The sequence below is a fragment of the Acidovorax sp. SUPP3334 genome, from assembly GCF_030159055.1.
Classification (GTDB): domain Bacteria; phylum Pseudomonadota; class Gammaproteobacteria; order Burkholderiales; family Burkholderiaceae_C; genus Paracidovorax.
Map to the genome: position 1 here is coordinate 45,720 of NZ_BQXQ01000014.1, position 16,083 is coordinate 61,802.

At 68.8% G+C, this 16,083-nt stretch carries 14 protein-coding genes, 2 pseudogenes and 1 riboswitch; of the genes and pseudogenes, 10 read left to right on the forward strand and 6 right to left on the reverse strand.

The genetic code is table 11. The features are described 5' to 3' along the window. Positions 1–111: 111 nt before the first annotated feature. A complete protein-coding gene (gene rbp / locus AVHM3334_RS10005) occupies positions 112–504 on the reverse strand; it encodes an RNA-binding regulator (protein WP_284411881.1) in 393 nt (130 codons plus the stop codon). A gap of 230 nt (positions 505–734) precedes the next feature. Beyond that, a riboswitch (yybP-ykoY riboswitch) is annotated at positions 735–926 on the forward strand. 8 nt (positions 927–934) lie between these two features. Here rbp and AVHM3334_RS10010 point away from each other — a divergent pair. The 7 genes from AVHM3334_RS10010 to AVHM3334_RS10040 all read left to right on the forward strand — a co-directional run bounded on the left by AVHM3334_RS10010 (position 935) and on the right by AVHM3334_RS10040 (position 9,616). Further along, positions 935–1,501 carry a TMEM165/GDT1 family protein gene (locus tag AVHM3334_RS10010; RefSeq protein ID WP_284411882.1) on the forward strand — a complete coding sequence of 189 codons (567 nt, stop codon included), beginning with the start codon at positions 935–937 and terminating at the stop codon, positions 1,499–1,501. 155 nt (positions 1,502–1,656) lie between these two features. Continuing rightward, positions 1,657–2,835: a homoserine O-succinyltransferase MetX gene (gene metX, locus AVHM3334_RS10015; protein WP_284411884.1), complete on the forward strand. Its 1,179-nt coding sequence runs from the start codon at positions 1,657–1,659 to the stop codon at positions 2,833–2,835. Next, a complete protein-coding gene (gene metW / locus AVHM3334_RS10020; protein WP_092742452.1) occupies positions 2,832–3,416 on the forward strand; it encodes a methionine biosynthesis protein MetW in 585 nt (194 codons plus the stop codon). Before metX ends, metW begins: the two co-directional genes overlap by 4 nt. A gap of 305 nt (positions 3,417–3,721) precedes the next feature. After that, positions 3,722–5,689: a methyl-accepting chemotaxis protein gene (locus AVHM3334_RS10025; protein ID WP_284411886.1), complete on the forward strand. Its 1,968-nt coding sequence runs from the start codon at positions 3,722–3,724 to the stop codon at positions 5,687–5,689. Positions 5,690–5,871: 182 nt separating this feature from the next. After that, complete coding sequence (locus AVHM3334_RS10030) at positions 5,872–7,092, forward strand: GGDEF domain-containing protein (RefSeq protein ID WP_284411888.1); 1,221 nt, start codon at positions 5,872–5,874, stop codon at positions 7,090–7,092. Positions 7,093–7,172: 80 nt separating this feature from the next. After that, positions 7,173–8,663 (forward strand): M20 family metallopeptidase, encoded by a 1,491-nt coding sequence (locus tag AVHM3334_RS10035; protein ID WP_284411890.1) that lies wholly within the window; start codon positions 7,173–7,175, stop codon positions 8,661–8,663. A 29-nt stretch (positions 8,664–8,692) separates the two neighbouring features. After that, a complete protein-coding gene (locus tag AVHM3334_RS10040; protein ID WP_284411892.1) occupies positions 8,693–9,616 on the forward strand; it encodes an alpha/beta hydrolase in 924 nt (307 codons plus the stop codon). Positions 9,617–9,707: 91 nt separating this feature from the next. Here the strand turns inward: AVHM3334_RS10040 and AVHM3334_RS10045 are convergent, their stop codons facing one another. Further along, the gene (locus tag AVHM3334_RS10045; RefSeq protein WP_284411894.1) at positions 9,708–10,529 is read right to left on the reverse strand and encodes an SOS response-associated peptidase; all 822 of its coding nucleotides are present in this window, start codon (positions 10,527–10,529) and stop codon (positions 9,708–9,710) included. Between the two features lie 54 nt (positions 10,530–10,583). Beyond that, positions 10,584–11,738, reverse strand: a complete 1,155-nt coding sequence (locus AVHM3334_RS10050; protein WP_284411971.1) for a GGDEF domain-containing protein — start codon at positions 11,736–11,738, stop codon at positions 10,584–10,586. 220 nt (positions 11,739–11,958) lie between these two features. On the opposite strand from AVHM3334_RS10050, the pseudogene AVHM3334_RS10055 reads away from it, so the two are divergent. Then, a pseudogene (locus AVHM3334_RS10055) lies at positions 11,959–12,180 on the forward strand (transposase); the annotation flags it as partial. On the opposite strand, the pseudogene AVHM3334_RS10060 reads toward AVHM3334_RS10055, so the two are convergent. Continuing rightward, positions 12,171–12,560, reverse strand: a pseudogene (locus AVHM3334_RS10060) (transposase); the annotation flags it as partial. The pseudogenes AVHM3334_RS10055 and AVHM3334_RS10060 sit on opposite strands and share 10 nt — an antisense overlap. A 296-nt stretch (positions 12,561–12,856) precedes the next feature. Here AVHM3334_RS10060 and AVHM3334_RS10065 point away from each other — a divergent pair. Next, entirely contained in the window at positions 12,857–13,195 is a 339-nt protein-coding gene (locus tag AVHM3334_RS10065; RefSeq protein ID WP_092742669.1) for a DUF4148 domain-containing protein, read from the forward strand. A gap of 227 nt (positions 13,196–13,422) precedes the next feature. Beyond that, a complete protein-coding gene (locus tag AVHM3334_RS10070) occupies positions 13,423–13,749 on the forward strand; it encodes a DUF4148 domain-containing protein (protein ID WP_284411897.1) in 327 nt (108 codons plus the stop codon). A 53-nt stretch (positions 13,750–13,802) separates the two neighbouring features. Here AVHM3334_RS10070 and AVHM3334_RS10075 read toward each other — a convergent pair whose 3' ends face one another. Beyond that, on the reverse strand, positions 13,803–15,260 hold the full coding sequence (locus tag AVHM3334_RS10075; protein ID WP_284411899.1) for a sensor histidine kinase: 1,458 nt from the start codon (positions 15,258–15,260) through the stop codon (positions 13,803–13,805). Positions 15,261–15,341: 81 nt separating this feature from the next. Beyond that, positions 15,342–16,016, reverse strand: a complete 675-nt coding sequence (locus AVHM3334_RS10080; protein ID WP_284411901.1) for a response regulator — start codon at positions 16,014–16,016, stop codon at positions 15,342–15,344. Between the last annotated feature and the right edge of the window lie 67 nt (positions 16,017–16,083).

A 16,083-nucleotide genomic window follows, 5' to 3' on the forward strand; every position in this document is an offset into this window, starting at 1 on the left:
GGCCATAAATTTCGCAAAAAAGCAAGGCACTGAAGTCGGGAGAATCACTCTGGCTCAGCCATGAAAAAAGGGTCCCGAAGAACCCTTTTCGATAAGCTGCTGGAGCTTGGCTTAGTAGCTGCTGCGGCCACCGCCGTAACCACCACCACCACCACCACCGCCGAAGCTACGGCCGCCGCCACCACCGCCGCCGTAACCGCCGCCACCGCCGTTGCCGCCACCGAAGCCGCCGCCACCGCTACGGGGAGGACGTGGCTCCATGGGGCGAGCTTCGTTGACCACGAGGTCACGGCCGCCGAAATTTTGACCGTGCGCGCCTTGAATGGCGGCTTGTGCTTCGGCATCGCTGCCCATTTCGACAAAGCCGAAACCCTTGGAGCGGCCGGTGTCACGTTCCATCATGACCTTGGCGCTTTGCACGGCGCCGTATTGGCTGAACGTTTGTTGCAGGTCGTCGTCGCGGAAAGAATAGGGCAGGTTGCCCACGTAGAGTTTGTTGCCCATGAAGGACTCCTAAAAAAACAAGAAAACGCGATGGAGCCCGACGCAATCAACAAACCTGTGACGACTTCAAAGACGCGAAACCGACCAATCACCGCTACTTGCGTTCCTGCTTGGCAGAAAGGCAAGGCCCATTATTAACCATCTATTCGTGGTCTAAGCACGAAAGTTGGCGCAGTTGCAACGTTTCTTGTGGGTATTTACCCCAACAACAGGAAGCAGATCGTTACAATCGGCCCGTCTTTGGGGAGTAGCCCGCCCGGCGCACAGACCGCACGGGGGCATGCATCAACAAACTCGGGCCTCCTCGGCCTGTGGTGCATGCGGTTCATTCGAACTGGGCGAGACCATTGACTGCGCACCGATCCAAAAGGCCGGAGTCGGGGTGCAGTCAATGTTCTGCGACCTGTCCGGCCGGACAACTCCTAGCCCCATGGAAGCCTTTTTCGTTTCGACCGCCATCGTCGCCCTCGCGGAGATGGGCGACAAAACCCAACTCCTGTCCCTCGTTCTCGCGGCACGTTTCCGCAAGCCGTGGCCGATCGTGCTCGGCATTTTTGCGGCCACGCTAGCCAACCATGCGCTGGCGGGCGCGGTGGGCGCCTGGGTGACCACGGTGGTAGGCCCGCAGGTGCTGCGATGGGGGCTGGGGCTGTCGTTCATCGCGATGGCGGTGTGGATGCTCATTCCCGACCGGCTGGACGAGGACGACGCGGGCGGCGCACCGCGCTTTGGCGTGTTCGGCACAACGCTGATCGCGTTTTTTCTCGCCGAGATGGGCGACAAGACACAGGTCGCCACGGTGATGCTGGCCGCGCGCTACACCGCGTACGGGTGGGTGGTGGCCGGCACGACGCTGGGCATGATGCTGGCCAACGCGCCCGTGGTGTGGCTGGGTGACCGCATCACGCGGCGGGTGCCGATCCGTGCGGTGCACGTGGTGTCGGCGGTGATTTTCCTGGGGCTGGGCGTCGCCGCGCTGCTGGCGCCCGCGCCCTGAAAAATCCCCGGCCGCCGCGGCTTCGGCTTTGGTATAGTGACCCTCGCGCCGATTTGCCACAGCTTGCGGGCGCTTTATAAATACCGCTAAAGACCCGTCCGCAAAGTGACAGAAACACCGACCCGGCCTCGTTTTTAGCGATGCCGGGTTTTTTCATGTCCTTCATCGCCACGCCACAGTCCCTGCATTTCGCCGACGCACTGCCTTTGCAAGGCGGCGGCACGATCCGCGACTACACCCTCGCCTTCGAAACCTACGGCACGCTCAACGCCGACCGATCCAACGCGGTGCTGGTGTGCCACGCGCTCAACGCGTCGCACCATGTGGCGGGCGTGTACGAGGGCCAGCCCAAGAGCGAGGGCTGGTGGAACAACATGATCGGCCCGGGCAAGCCGGTGGACACCAACCGCTTTTTCGTGATCGGCATCAACAACCTGGGCTCGTGCTTCGGCTCCACGGGGCCGATGGACACGCACCCGGACACCGGCGAGGTGTACGGCGCCGACTTCCCCGTGGTCACCGTGGAAGACTGGGTGAACGCGCAGGCGCGGCTGCTGGACCGGATCGGCGTGCAGCAGCTCGCGGCGGTGCTGGGCGGCAGCCTGGGCGGCATGCAGGCGCTTTCGTGGACGCTGCAGTACCCGGAGCGGGTGCGCCATGCGGTGGTGGTGGCGAGCGCCCCCAACCTCACGGCGGAAAACATCGCCTTCAACGAGGTGGCGCGCCGGGCCATCGTGACGGACCCGGACTTCCACGGCGGGCATTTCTACCGGCACGGGGCGATCCCGCAGCGCGGCCTGCGCATCGCGCGGATGATCGGCCACATCACGTACCTGTCGGACGACGTGATGAACGAGAAATTCGGCCGCCAGCTGCGCCAGACGGTGATGGAAGAAACGCTGCCGGCAGGCACGCCCGCCGTTGCGCCGGCCGCAGCCGGCTACCGCTACAGCACGCAGGACATCGAGTTCCAGATCGAGAGCTACCTGCGCTACCAAGGCGACAAGTTCAGCGAGTATTTCGACGCCAACACCTACCTGCTGATCACCCGCGCGCTCGACTACTTCGACCCGGCGCTCGCCTATGGCGGCAATCTGACGCGGGCCCTGGCGCGCGCCACCGCCCGGTTCCTGCTGGTGAGCTTCACCACCGACTGGCGTTTTTCGCCCGCGCGCAGCCGCGAGATCGTGAAGGCGCTGCTCGACAACCGTCGCGACGTGAGCTACGCCGAGATCGACGCACCGCACGGGCACGACGCCTTTTTGCTCGACGACGCCCGCTACATGGGCGTCATCGGCTCGTATTTCGACAGCATCGCCAAGGAGTTCGCATGACCGAAAAAGCCACCATGCATGCGATTTCCCGGCTGGTGCCGCACGGCGCGCGGGTGCTGGACCTGGGCTGCGGAGATGGCGCGATGCTGTCTTACCTGCAGCGCGAGCGCGGCTGCACGGGCTACGGCATCGAGATCGACGATGCCAACGTGCTCGCGTGCGTGCGCCGCGGGGTCAACGTGGTGCAGCTCAACCTGGAGGAGGGGCTCGCGATGTTCGGCGACAACTCGTTCGACCTGGTGCTGCAGATCGACACGCTGCAGCACCTGCGCAACACCGAGGTGATGCTGCGCGAGACGGCGCGCGTGGGGCGCGCGGGCGTGGTGGCGTTTCCCAATTTCGCGCACTGGCCCAACCGGCTGTCGGTGCTGCGCGGGCGCATGCCCGTCACGCGCCGGCTGCCCTACCAGTGGTACGACACGCCCAACATCCGGGTGGGCACGTTCAAGGACTTCGAGGTGCTGGCGCACAAGAACGCCCTGCGCGTGATCGACGCCTTCGGCCTGCAGGACGGGCGCGAGGTGCGGTTTCTGCCCAATGCGATGGCGGGAACGGCGGTCTTTCACTTCGAGCACGCCTGAGGGTTCAGCCAAGGCCTGGGACGGTGCGGCCTGGTCAGAAGGAGGCCGGTCAACCAGGAGCGAAGCGCGCGAGGACGCCTGGCGTGCCCTCGTCCAATTGCTACTAAATTAATAGCAATACCCCCTAGATGAATATGCGCTGGAGGCCCATTCGATGGGTAACCCCCCAGCAGCACGGGCTCGATATCGCTTCGCGCTCCAGGGTATTCCCTTAAAGGAATGCCTTCATCCGGCCGGCGTTACGGTTGCTTACGATGGGGACGATCTCACCCGCCCCCTCCTCTGAGACCGTCCAAGGATTCGCCATGACCCCTTCCGTCCGGGCCCGCTCCGTTGCCCGCCGCGTCACTCTGCTGGCCATCGGGCTGGTGGCCCTGGCCCTCGTGGCGGTGAGCCTGGCCATCTCGGTCGTCACCAACCGCGCAGCGCGCAGCCAGATCGCCGAAGGCGTGCGCGACGCGGTCGATGCGGTGACGCAGTCGCTCGATGCGGTGGACGAGGCCAATCGCGAGCTGGTGCAGCGCTCGGCCCTGGCCTTTCAGCGCGCCTTCGATCCCGGCATGCAGCTGAACGAGGCCACTGGCCAGTTGAGCAGCTTCGGCATCGCCGTGAATGACGACTACGGAACGGTGGACAAATTCAGCCAGGACACCGGCGGCGTGGCCACGGTGTTCGCGCGCAAAGGCGACGATTTCGTGCGCATCACCACCTCGGTCAAGAACGAGAAGGGCGAGCGCGCCCAGGGCACGTTGCTCGACCGGACCAGCCCCGCCTATCCGCCCATGCTGGCGGGGCAGCCCTATACCGGGCGCACCACGCTGTTCGGCAAGCCTTACATGGCGCATTACGCACCGATCAAAGACGCCGCTGGCAAGGTGATCGCCATCCTCTTCGTGGGCAACGACCTCGGCGCGTTCCAGGAGCAGATGCAAAAGCAGGTGGCCGGCACGAAGTTCTACGAGCACGGCGGCATGTACGTGATCGACCCGCGCCGCAGTCCGCAGGACGCGCTGTTCGTGGTGCACCCCACGGCGCAGGGCAAGAAGGTGCTGGAGGCCTACCCGCAGGCCGGGGATTTTCTCGCCACCCTGGGAGCCGGCGGCGAGGGCGTGGTCGATCAGGCCCTGGCCCTTTTGCCGGGCCAGGGCGCGGACCCCTGGGCCCTGCGCATGAAGACCGGCTCGGGCTGGTACGTGGTGGCCGAGGTGTCGGACCACGAGGCCCTGGCGGAGCAGCGGCGCGCCATGGCGGCGATAGGGCTGGTGATGGCGCTGGCCGTGGGCGTGGTGGGCGCGGGCATTTTCTTCATGGTGCGCCGCGGCGTGAGCGAGCCGCTGCGCGAGCTGACCGGCGCGGTGACCCTGGTGGCCCAGGGCGACCTGACGCAGGCGTTCGAAACCCGCCGCACCGACGAAATGGGCGCCCTGGTGCGCGAGGTGGAAGGCATGCGCCAGCGCTACCTGCAGGTGCTGCAGCAGGTGCGCACGGCGGTGGACAGCATCACCACCGCCAGCGCCGAGATCGCCACCGGCAACCAGGACCTGTCGGCACGCACCGAGAACGCCGCCAGCAGCATCGCCCAGACGGCGCAGAGCATGGAGCAGCTCACCGGCACGGTGCGGCAGTCGGCCGACGCGGCACGCCAGGCCAACCAGCTGGCGGGATCGGCCGCCGAGGTGGCGCAGCGCGGCGGGCGCGTGGTGGGCGAGGTGGTGTCCACCATGGCCGACATCGACGCCAGCTCGCGCAAGATCGCGGACATCATCGGGGTGATCGACGGCATCGCCTTCCAGACCAACATCCTCGCCCTCAATGCCGCCGTGGAGGCTGCCCGGGCCGGCGAGCAGGGCCGGGGCTTCGCCGTGGTGGCGAGCGAGGTGCGCAGTCTGGCCGGCCGCAGCGCCGAGGCGGCCAAGGAGATCAAGGCCCTCATCGGCAGCTCGGTGGCACGGGTGGAGGCCGGCACGCGGCTGGTCGAAGATGCCGGGCGCACCATGGGTGAGATCGTGGGCTCGGTCCAGCGGGTGGGCGACATCATCGGGGAGATCACCGCAGCCGCGTCCGAGCAGTCGGAAGGCATCGGCACGGTCAACACGGCCGTGAACCAGCTTGACCAGATGACGCAGCAGAACGCCGCCCTGGTGGAGGAATCGGCCGCCGCGGCGCAGAGCCTGCGCGACCAGGCCGCGCAGCTGGCCAGTGCCGTGCAGGTGTTCCGCCTGACCGGGGCGTCGCCGGCGCTCGCGGCACGGCCCGCCCTGGCGGCCGGCTGATCGCTGATCGGCCGCCAGCAGCAGGCGGCCGAACCGGGCGTCGGCGGGGGGCGGCGGGGCGCGGCGGGACAGCGGGCTTACGGCCATCGCTCCAGCGGCTGGCGCGGGTGCGATCGCGGCAGCGCGGGCAGTGGTTTATGCTGCGGCCCCCGAGCCACGGCCGGCTGGCCCACCGGATTTCCATGCCCCAATTCGCCATCGATCTGCCCACGCTGCTGGCGATGACCGTCATCGGTTCCGTCGTCATGGCGGCCGGCCTGGTGCTGGTCGGCCATGAACGCCGCCGCGAAGGGCTGGGCCTGTGGGCCGCCGCCCTGGTGCTGCAGTCGCTGGCCTACGTGCTGCTCGCGCTGCGCGGCCGCGTACCGGATGCGGTGTCCATCGTCGTCGCCAACGGCCTGCTGTCCAGCGTGTTCGCCTGCCTGCTGGCCGCCGTGTGCCAGTTCCACCGCCGCCCGATGCCCTGGGCCTGGCTGCTGGGGCCGGTCGGGGCCACGCTGGCGCTCTTTCTCGCGTTCATCCAGAACTACGAGATGCGCCTGGTGCTCGCGGGCGTGATCTACCCCGTGCAGCTGGCCATGGTGCTCTGGACGCTCCGGCGCTTTCCCTCCCCCGGGCGGGGCGCCATGCTGGTCGTGGCGGGCATCGTGCTGCAGATGGCGGTGCTGGTGGTGCGGGCCGCGGCGGCCCTGACGGGCGCCATGCCGCTGAACGGGCTGCTGGAGGGCAACTGGCTGCAGCACGCCACGTTCCTGTCCACCTTCATCAGCGTGCAGGCATCGTCGTTCGGCTTCATTTTCATGGCCCGCGACCGGGCGGACGAAACCAACCGCCGCATGGCCGCGCGCGACCCGCTCACGGGGGTGGCCAACCGCCGCGCCACCATCGACGCCCTGGCCCGCGACATGTCCCGGGCCATCCGCACGCGCGAGCCGCTGTCGCTGATGATGGTGGACATCGACCACTTCAAGCGCATCAACGACGGGCTGGGCCACCTCGTGGGCGACCAGGTGCTGTGCAGCGTGGTCGATGCGATGGGCGAGCGCCTGAGGGCGCAGGACATGATCGGGCGCTACGGCGGCGAGGAATTTCTGGTGCTGCTGCCCGACACGCCGCTGCATGGCGCGCGGCAGCTGGCGATCGCCCTGTGCCGCGCGGTCGAGCAGTCGCGCTTCGAGATCGGCGGGCACACCGTGCCGGTCACCCTGAGCATCGGCGTGTTCGGCGGGCGCATCGAGGAAGACGACAGCTGGGACATGCTGATCGCCGCGGCCGACCGCGCGATGTACGAAGCCAAGCGCAGCGGGCGCAACCGCGTTGCCGTCGCGGGCGATCTGCGCGGGGTGGTGCCCTTGTCCGCACTGCACGACAATCCGGAAACCCTCCCTCCACCGGACCGGTGAACGGCCACGCACCGGCGCGACAGCCGGATGCCGCGGCCGGTGGCAGGATCTTTCCCTGGAACGCCCCCCGAGGAACCGCCATGAACGCCCGCACCGCCCCCGATCTCCTTCAACCCGCCGAAGCCCTGGCCCACGTGAGCCGCCAATGGGACGGCGACATCCTGCGCCAGCTCACCGAATACATCGAAATCCCCGCCAAGTCCCCCGGCTTCGCACCCGACTGGGAGCAGCTGGGCTACCTGGACCGCGTGCTGCGCAATGCCGCCAGCTGGGTCGAGGCCCAGAAGGTGGAAGGCCTCACGCTGGAAATCGTGCGCCTGCCCGGCCGCACGCCCGTGCTGTTCTTCGAAGTGGCCGCCACGCAGCCCCGGTCGAGCCAGACGGTGCTCATGTACGGCCACCTGGACAAGCAGCCCGAGTTCGAAGGCTGGCGCAAGGACCTCGGCCCCTGGACGCCCAAGTACGAGGACGGCAAGCTCTACGGCCGCGGTGGCGCCGACGACGGCTACGCGGTGTATGCCAGCGTGGCCGCCGTGCAGGAACTCAAGCGCCAGAACGTGCCGCACCCGCGCATCGTCGGCCTGATCGAAACCTGCGAGGAAAGCGGCTCGGGCGACCTGCTGCCCTACATCGACCTGCTGCGCACCAGCATGGGCGACGTGGCGCTGGTGATCTGCCTGGACAGCGGCGCCGGCAACTACGACCAGCTGTGGCTCACCACCAGCCTGCGCGGCATGGCCAGCGGCACGCTCAAGGTGGAGATCCTGACCGAGGGCATCCACTCGGGCGACTCGTCGGGCCTGGTGCCCTCGTCGTTTCGCATCATGCGGCAGGTGCTGGACCGGCTGGAAGACAGCGCCACCGGCCGCCTGCTGCCCGCCAGCTTCCACTGCGACGTGCCCGGCGACCGCCTGGCACAGGCCCGCGCCACCGCCGCCATCCTGGGCGAAGAGGTGTACAAGCGCTTTCCCTGGGCGCACTACGACTGCGGCGGCTCCACCACCTTCGCGCTGCCCACCACCACCGACCCGGTGCAGGCCCTGCTCAAGCGCACGTGGGAGCCGACGCTGAGCGTGACCGGCGCCGAGGGCTTTCCGGCCCTCAAGGACGCGGGCAACGTGCTGCGCCCCTACACCGCCTTCAAGCTCAGCCTGCGCCTGCCCCCGCTGGTGGACGCGGCGCAGTGCGTGCAGGAAATGAAAGCGCTCCTGGAGGACAACGCGCCCTACCAGGCCAGGGTCACCTTCGAGGGCGGCGGCGCGGCCAGCGGCTGGAACGCACCCGACACGGCGCCATGGTTCGAAGGCGCGCTGAACGCCGCCAGCCAGGCGCACTTCGGCGCGCCGTGCGGCTACATCGGCCAGGGCGGCACCATTCCGCTCATGAACATGCTGAGCCAGGGCTTCCCGAAGGCGCAGATGATGGTCTGCGGCGTGCTCGGCCCCAAGAGCAACGCGCACGGCCCCAACGAGTTCCTGCACGTGCCCTACGCCAAGAAGCTCACCGCCGCCGTGGCCCAGGTGATCGCCTGCCTGCCGGCCGACGCGCAGGGCGCGGCCGAAGCCGCCTGAGCGCGCCCGCGAGCGCCCTGCTTTTCGGCATGTTCGAGCCCGACGCCCCGTCCTCGCTGTCCCCCTTCACCGCGGCCGACGGCGAGAACCTGGCCGTGCAGGACTGGCCCCTGCCCCATGCGGCCGCCCGCGGCACCGTGCTGCTGGTGCACGGCCTGGGCGAGCACGTGGGCCGCTACGACCGGCTCGCCCGGCAGCTGAACGCCTGGGGCCTGGCCGTGCGCGGCTACGACCAGTACGGCCATGGCGATTCGGGCGGGCCGCGCGGCGGCCTGACCACCACCGACCGGCTGCTGGTGGACCTGGCCGACATCGTCGATGCCACGCGGGCCCGCATGCCGGCCGGCCAGCCGCTGGTGCTGCTGGGCCACAGCCTGGGCGGGCTGGTGGCCGCGCGTTTCGTCGCGCTGGCGCTGCGTCCGGTGCAGGCGCTGGTGCTGTCGTCCCCCGCACTCGATCCGGGCCTGAACCCGTGGCAGAAGCTGCTCGTGGCCACCCTGCCCCGCCTGCTGCCCGACCTGCGCCTGGGCAGCGGGCTCGACGCGTCGTACCTGTCGCACGACCCTGCCGTGGCCGCGGCCTACCGCGCCGACCCGCGCTGCCACGACCGCATCAGCGCCCGGCTGGCGCGCTTCATCGCCCGCAGCGGCCCGGCCGTGGTGGCGCACGCCGCGCAATGGCAGGTGCCCACGCTGCTGCTGTGGGCCGGGGCCGACCGCCTGGTCGATCCCGCCGGCAGCCGCGCCTTCGCCGCCGCCGCTCCACCGGCCGTGGTGCAGGCGAAGGGGTACCCATCGGCGTACCACGAGCTGTTCAACGAAAGCCCCGAACACGCCGTGCCGGCCCACGTGGCCCTGCGCCGATGGCTCGATTCGCGCTGCCCCGGTCGCCGAACCTTGGAGCCAAATCAGCCTCCAGCGCAATCAATACGCCGGCATATCGCTATCAATTAGTGAGCAAATATATGGAAAGGCTCCGGCCCCTCGGCGCGCCTTGCGCCGAAAGGGGCACGAACCGCCTCTCCCGCACAGGAGGCGGGCCCCGTCAGAGGAACGCGCGTGGCCCTTTGTCGGCCTTGCTTTCCACGGGGTTCGCCAGCAGCCAGTTGGCCGGGTACTGGCGCATGAACTCGCGCGCCTTTGCCGGTCGGGCCGACAGCCATGCCCCGTAGGCGCCTTCGTTGAGCAGCGCCGGCATGCGCTTTTCGCTACCGGGCGGCTGGTAGCGGTGGATGAGCGCATGGCTGTTGGCGTTCACGGTGAGCACGGTGTAGCTGATCAGTTCCTCGCCGTCGGGCCCGGTCCAGCGGGCCCACAGCCCCGCCGCGCCCATCGGCTGGCCGTCCACGCGGGCGATGCGCGTGGGCACGGCCTTGCCGCTGCGCCAGTCGTCTTCGAAGAACGCGGCCATCGGCACGATGCAGCGCTGGCCCTTGAGCCACGCCTCGCGAAACGGCGTGGCGGTCGAGACCGTCTCCGACCGCGCGTTCACCAGCTTGGGCGCCCGCAGCCGCCCGTCCGAGGCCGACTTCACCCAATGCGGCACCAGCCCCCACTGGGCGTGCACCAGTTCTCGGGCCAGCGCGGGGGTCGATGGGACCAGGGCGCCGGAGGTTTCGAGGGCGTCGAGGACGTCGAGGGTTTCTCCATCGGCTTGCCCATCCGCCTCGGCATCTGCCGTGGCATCGGGGGCCGGGGCCTCGGGGTTCTCCGGCTCCGCAGCGCCGGGTGGCGGCGCCACGGCGCGAATGAAGAAGCCGGGCTTGCGGGGCTTCACGTAGCGCTCGCCCGGCGCTTCGGGGGGTTCCACCCCGAACGCCTCGCGGTAGGTGGTGGGCTGGGGCAGGGTCTCGTAGCGCGTGGTCATGGCGGGGATCGTAACTGCACGGCCGCACCCGATCGCCTCGGGCGCACAGTCGCATCAGGCGGGCGGCGCCCACACCACCCGGTCGCGGCCCTGGGCCTTGGCCGTGTAGAGCGCGCGATCAGCCCGCTCCAGCGTCTGCTCGACCGATTCGCCCGCCCCGTACAGCGCCAGGCCGATGGACACCGTGAGGTGGATGGGCTGCAAGCCGGGCAGTTCGACCCGCAGTGCCGACACCGCACGGCGCACGCGCTCCAGCAGCGCACTGGCATCGTCCGGCCGGGTGTTGCACAGCATGAGCACGAACTCCTCGCCGCCCCAGCGCGAGAGCACGTCGGAATCGCGCACGCAGGCTTTCACCGCATGGGCGAAGGCCTGCAGAGCCCGATCGCCCGCCGCGTGGCCGTGGGTGTCGTTGACGGCCTTGAAATGGTCCAGGTCCAGCTGCACCAGCACCAGCGGATGGCCGCTGCGCGCCACGCGGCGCTGCTCCAGCCGCATCAGCTCCAGCATGTGGCGGCGGTTGAGCAGCCCGGTCAGCTCATCGTGCGTGGCCAGCTCGCGGATGTGCTCCAGCGCCGCGGCCAGATCGTGCTTTTGCCGGCGCAGCACCTGCCGCGTGGCCTGTACGCGCGTGGTGAGAAACGTGCTGCCCAGCAGCACCACCAAAATCATGATCGCGTAGGCCGTGGCCATCGCCCGGCCCTGGTGCAGGTCTTCGTGCAGCTCGGCCAGCACGCCGCCCGCACCGAAGGCGGCCAGCGAATAGAACAGCACGCCCACCATCTGCCGGGTGGACAGCCCGAAAATGCCGAACATCAGGATCACCGCCAGGATCGGCAGCGTGATGCCCCGCGCCGGCCCCGCGATCGCAAAGGCCGCGGCATTGCAGGCCACGGCGTAAAGCATCTGGAACAGCGTGAGCGAGGGATCGCGAAAGCGCCGCGACCGGCCGCTGCGGATCAGCGCGAACACGCCCACCAGGCCCGACACGCAAAACAGCGTCCACAGATTGACCCACCCCTGATCGGCCATGCCCGCACGCGCCACGATGTGCATCGCCGCCACGCAGCACAGCATCAGCAGCCCCGCCAACCCGGCCATGGCCGTGCGCACGCGCAGGTGCCGGTCGTCGCCCAGCAGCCTATCGATCACGCGGGAGGGGGTACGGAACAGGGCGCGGTCGCGCCATCTCGCAAGCCGTGGCGGCAAGGGATCTCCTTGGAATGGATCGCGGGCCAAGCCGGCCGACGGGCGGCCCGCAGCGGCGCTGGTCAGGCACAACGACAGTGCCTGCGGAATTCTAGGAGTCCTGTCGCCCGCACGGCCACCCGGCATGGGAGGGTTTACACGGCTTTGTCGCACAAACACGGCCAGTCGAACGGTTAGCCTAGGCCGATGAGTGAACCCAAGGGGCGCCAAGCAGCGCTAAAAGACAACGAACTGGGCGGCGTACGACGCCGCGCTCAAAGCGAGAGGATCGCTGACGATCTGGCTGGACAAGGACATGCAGTGGTACGCGCCGGCCAGTGGCAAACGCGGTCGCCAGCCCATCTTCAGCGATGCGGCGATTGAGTTTTGCCTGAGCATCGAGTGCCTGTTCGGTCTGGCCCTGCGCCAGAGCCTGGGGTTGGTGCAGGGCTTGCTGCGCCTTTTGATCATGGCCTTGAGCGTTCGGGTGATGCCACGCTTTTGGCCTGACATCAGAATGCGCACACCTTCGATCTGCACGCCCCGGTAGCCCTTGTCCACGATGGCCGTGGCCGGCGGCCTGTCCGTGCCGGTGAGGATTCCCACCTGCTCCAGCGTCTGGGCCAGCGTGTGGCCGTCGCAGGGGTTGCCCGGCATGCTTCTCATGCCCACCACCAGGCCTTCCTTCAGCGTGGTGGCGATGCTGACCTTCACGCCGAACTCGTACGGTGTCCTGGCCTTGCCCTTGGAGATGCACTCCACCTGGGGCGCGTGCAGGGCGTACAGCTTGTTCTTGTCCTTGGTGCGCTGGGTGAGGATGCGGCCGGTGCGCTGCAACAGGTCCTGCACCTTGGCCTTGGCCGCTTCGGGCAACGTGTGCAGCAAGATCAACGACTTGCGAGTTGTTCAGGACGGACTGCGTAACGCAATGTTGCGGCGCACCATTTCTCCCTCGGAAGCGCGGCGGTGTCGGACGTCAGGGCGCCCCGGGCCGCACGGGCCGGTAGGTCACAGGCCTACACAAAACTGTGCGTTTTCGCACAGACATGGCGATGCCGGCGGCGCAAACTGGCTTCCATGCAGACGCAATCCTGCGCTGCAGTCCAGTTGAAATCTCGATCAAGGAAGGATCTACCACCATGAACCGCAAGCATCTCATCGCCATCGCCGCCATCGCCTTCGCCGGTGCCGCCTCCGCAGCCCCCGTGTCGCAGGAAGACCAGTTCGGCGCCCAGCCCGTGGAGCAGGGCCAGCCGCTGACGCGCGCTGAAGTCGTGGCCGATCTGAACCTGTGGAACCGCGCCGGCCTGAACCAGTTCGAAGCAGCAGACCGCACGCCCGATGCCGATCCCGCCTACCAGATGCGCCTGGCCGAGTACCAGCGCCTGCGCAGCGGCCCCGAATACATGGCCGAAGTCCAGCGCGTGGGCGGCGGCCACAACGTCGCCGGCATGGCCTCCAGCACCACGATGAACTGATGCACCCCGCATCCCGGCGCGCACGCAGCGCGCCAAACAACCGAGCCCCCGTGCGTGAAGCACCGGGGCTTTTTTCATGGTCGCGGGGCGCCTGGCCGGGTCGGCGATCGGTGCCCGGCTGTGCGTTTACGCACATACACGGCGGGATGGAAGTCGGACACTGGAACCCAGGCAGGCACCTTCGCACTGCCCGTCACGAGACCTATCGAACCCAAGGAATGCACGCCATGAACACCCAGTACCTGATCGCCATCGCCACCATCGCCTTCGCCGGCGCCACGGCCTCCGCCGCCCACGCCGCGCCCTCGCAGGAAGACCGTTTGGGCGACGAGCCGGTGGCGACCCGCAGCACGCTCACACGCGCCGCCGTGGAAGCCGACACGCGCCTGTGGCAGCGCGCCGGCCTGAACCAGGTCAATGAAGGCGATCGCTCGGAGGCGCTGGAAGATGCGAACCCCCAGCGCCTGGCCGAGTACCAGCGCTTGCGCGGCGGCAGCGCACTGCAGGCCGAAGCGGGACGCGCCGCCGGTGCCGCCCCGGTCAGCCGCCAATGAGCGAGGGCTGGCCGGCACTGGCCGGCGCCCCGCGTGCCTGAAGCCGGGCCTCGTCAGGCCGGCGGCACCGGCGGGTGGGCCTGGAACCGCACGCTGAAGCGTGCGCCCGGCGGAACGTGGCCGGGGCGCGCGTCCTCCAGCTGCACGGTGGCGCCATGCTGGCGTGCGATCTCCAGCACGATCGGCAGGCCGAGACCGGAGCCGTCCGCCTCGTTGCCCAGCACGCGGTAGAACGGGCGAAAGACCAGTTCGCGCTCGGCGACCGGCACGCCCGGCCCCGAGTCCTCGACCTGCAGCAACAGCACGTGGCCGAACGTGTCGGCCAGCACCCGCGCGGTGATGACGCCCGGCGCCTCGGGCCGGGACGGCGTGTAGTTGATGGCGTTGTCCAGCAGGTTGCGCGCCAGTTCCTTGAGCAGCGTGGGGTTGCCGTCCATCCACACGCCGGGCGCGCCGGGCTGGGCGCCCTCGTAGCCCAGGTCCACGTGTTTTTCCAGCGCGCGCGGGACCGAATCGTGTACGACCTCGATCACCAGCCGCGCCAGGTCCACCGGCTGGCGCGCCAGCGCGGTGCCGCTGCCCTCGGCGCGAGCCAGCGCCAGCAGCTGGTTCACCGTGTGCGTGGCACGAATGCTGGATCGTCCGATCTGTTGCAGCGAACGCTTGAGTTCTTCCGTGCTGGTGCCCTCGCGCTGCGCCAGGTCGGCTTGCATGCGAAGCCCGGCCAGCGGCGTCTTGAGCTGGTGCGCGGCATCGGCCAGAAAGCGCTTTTGCGTCGCCAGCGAATCGTTGAGCCGCCGCAGCAGATCGTTCACCGAATCCACCAGCGGCGCCACCTCCAGCGGCACGGCCTTGTGATCGAGGGGCGAAAGGTCGTCGGGCTTGCGGGCGCGGATGCGTTCTTCCAGCAGGCTCAGGGGCTGGATGCCGCGCGCCAGCGCGAGCCACACCAGCAGCACGGCCAGGGGCAGGATGACGAACTGCGGCAGCATCACGCCCTTGATGATTTCCTTGGCCAGCACGCTGCGCTTTTCGCGCGTCTCGGCCACCTGCACCAGCGCCGCCGGTGTGCCGGGCAGCGGCACGCGCACCCAGATCGACGCCACGCGGATCTCGATGCCCCGCAGCTCGGCATCGCGCAGCCGCACCTCGCCCGAGAGCGGGCGCTCGTCCTCGGGCACGGGCGGCCGGGGCAGGTCGCGCTCGCCGGAGAGGAACTCGCCCGTGGGCGACACCACCTGGTAGTAAACGATGTCGGATTCGTCGGCGCGCAATATCTCGCTGGCCGGCTGCGGCAGGTTGAATTGCGCCTTGCCGCCTTGCACCGTCACCAGTTGGGCCAGGGCATGGGCGTTGTATTCCAGCGCCCGGTCGAACGGCTTGTTGGCCAGGCCCTGCGCCACCAGCCAGGTGAGCGCCAGGCTCACGGGCCACAGCAGCAGCAGCGGCGTGAGCATCCAGTCGAGGATCTCGCCGAAGAGGGAGCGCTGCTCGCGCTGGAAGATCTTCAAGACGGCCGCCGTGAAGGCTTTAAGCCAAAAAGGCCTGCAGCGCAATCATCACTAGGGGACATTGCTACTGAATCAATAGCATCAGGCCGCGATCTTCTCAAGGCAGTAGCCCAGCCCGCGCACGGTGGCGATCCGGATGGGGCCGCGCTCGATCTTCTTGCGCAGGCGGTGGATGTACACCTCGATGGCGTTGTTGCTCACCTCTTCGCCCCACTCGCACAGGCGCTCGACCAGTTGCTCCTTGGACACCAGCCGGCCGGCGCGCTGCAGCAGCACCTCCAGCAGGCCCAGTTCGCGCGCGGACAGCTCCACCAGCTTGCCGTCGATGGTGGCCATGCGGCCGGCCTGGTCGTACACCAGCGGGCCGTGGCGGATGGCGCTGCTGGTGCCGCCCATGCCGCGCCGCGTGAGGGCGCGCACCCGCGCTTCGAGTTCCTGCAGGCTGAAGGGCTTGGCCATGTAGTCGTCCGCCCCGAAGTCCAGGCCCTTCACGCGCTCTTCCACGCTGTCGGCGGCGGTGAGGATCAGCACCGGCAGGGCCGAACCGCGCCCGCGCAGGCGTTTGAGCACTTCCAGCCCATGCACGCGCGGCAGGCCGAGGTCCAGGATCAGCAGGTCGAAGGCGTTTTTGGTCATCAGGGCCGCATCGGCTTCGCTGCCGCAGGCCACGTGATCGACCGCTGCGCCGGAGCCGCGCAGCGTGCGCAGCAGCCCATCCGCCAGCACCTGGTCGTCTTCGGCAATGAGAATGCGCATGGGGTGTCTCCTGGGGCGCGGCCGGCGGGGTGGCCGGCGCTTCGGAGATCGATTCTAGAGGGTGCCC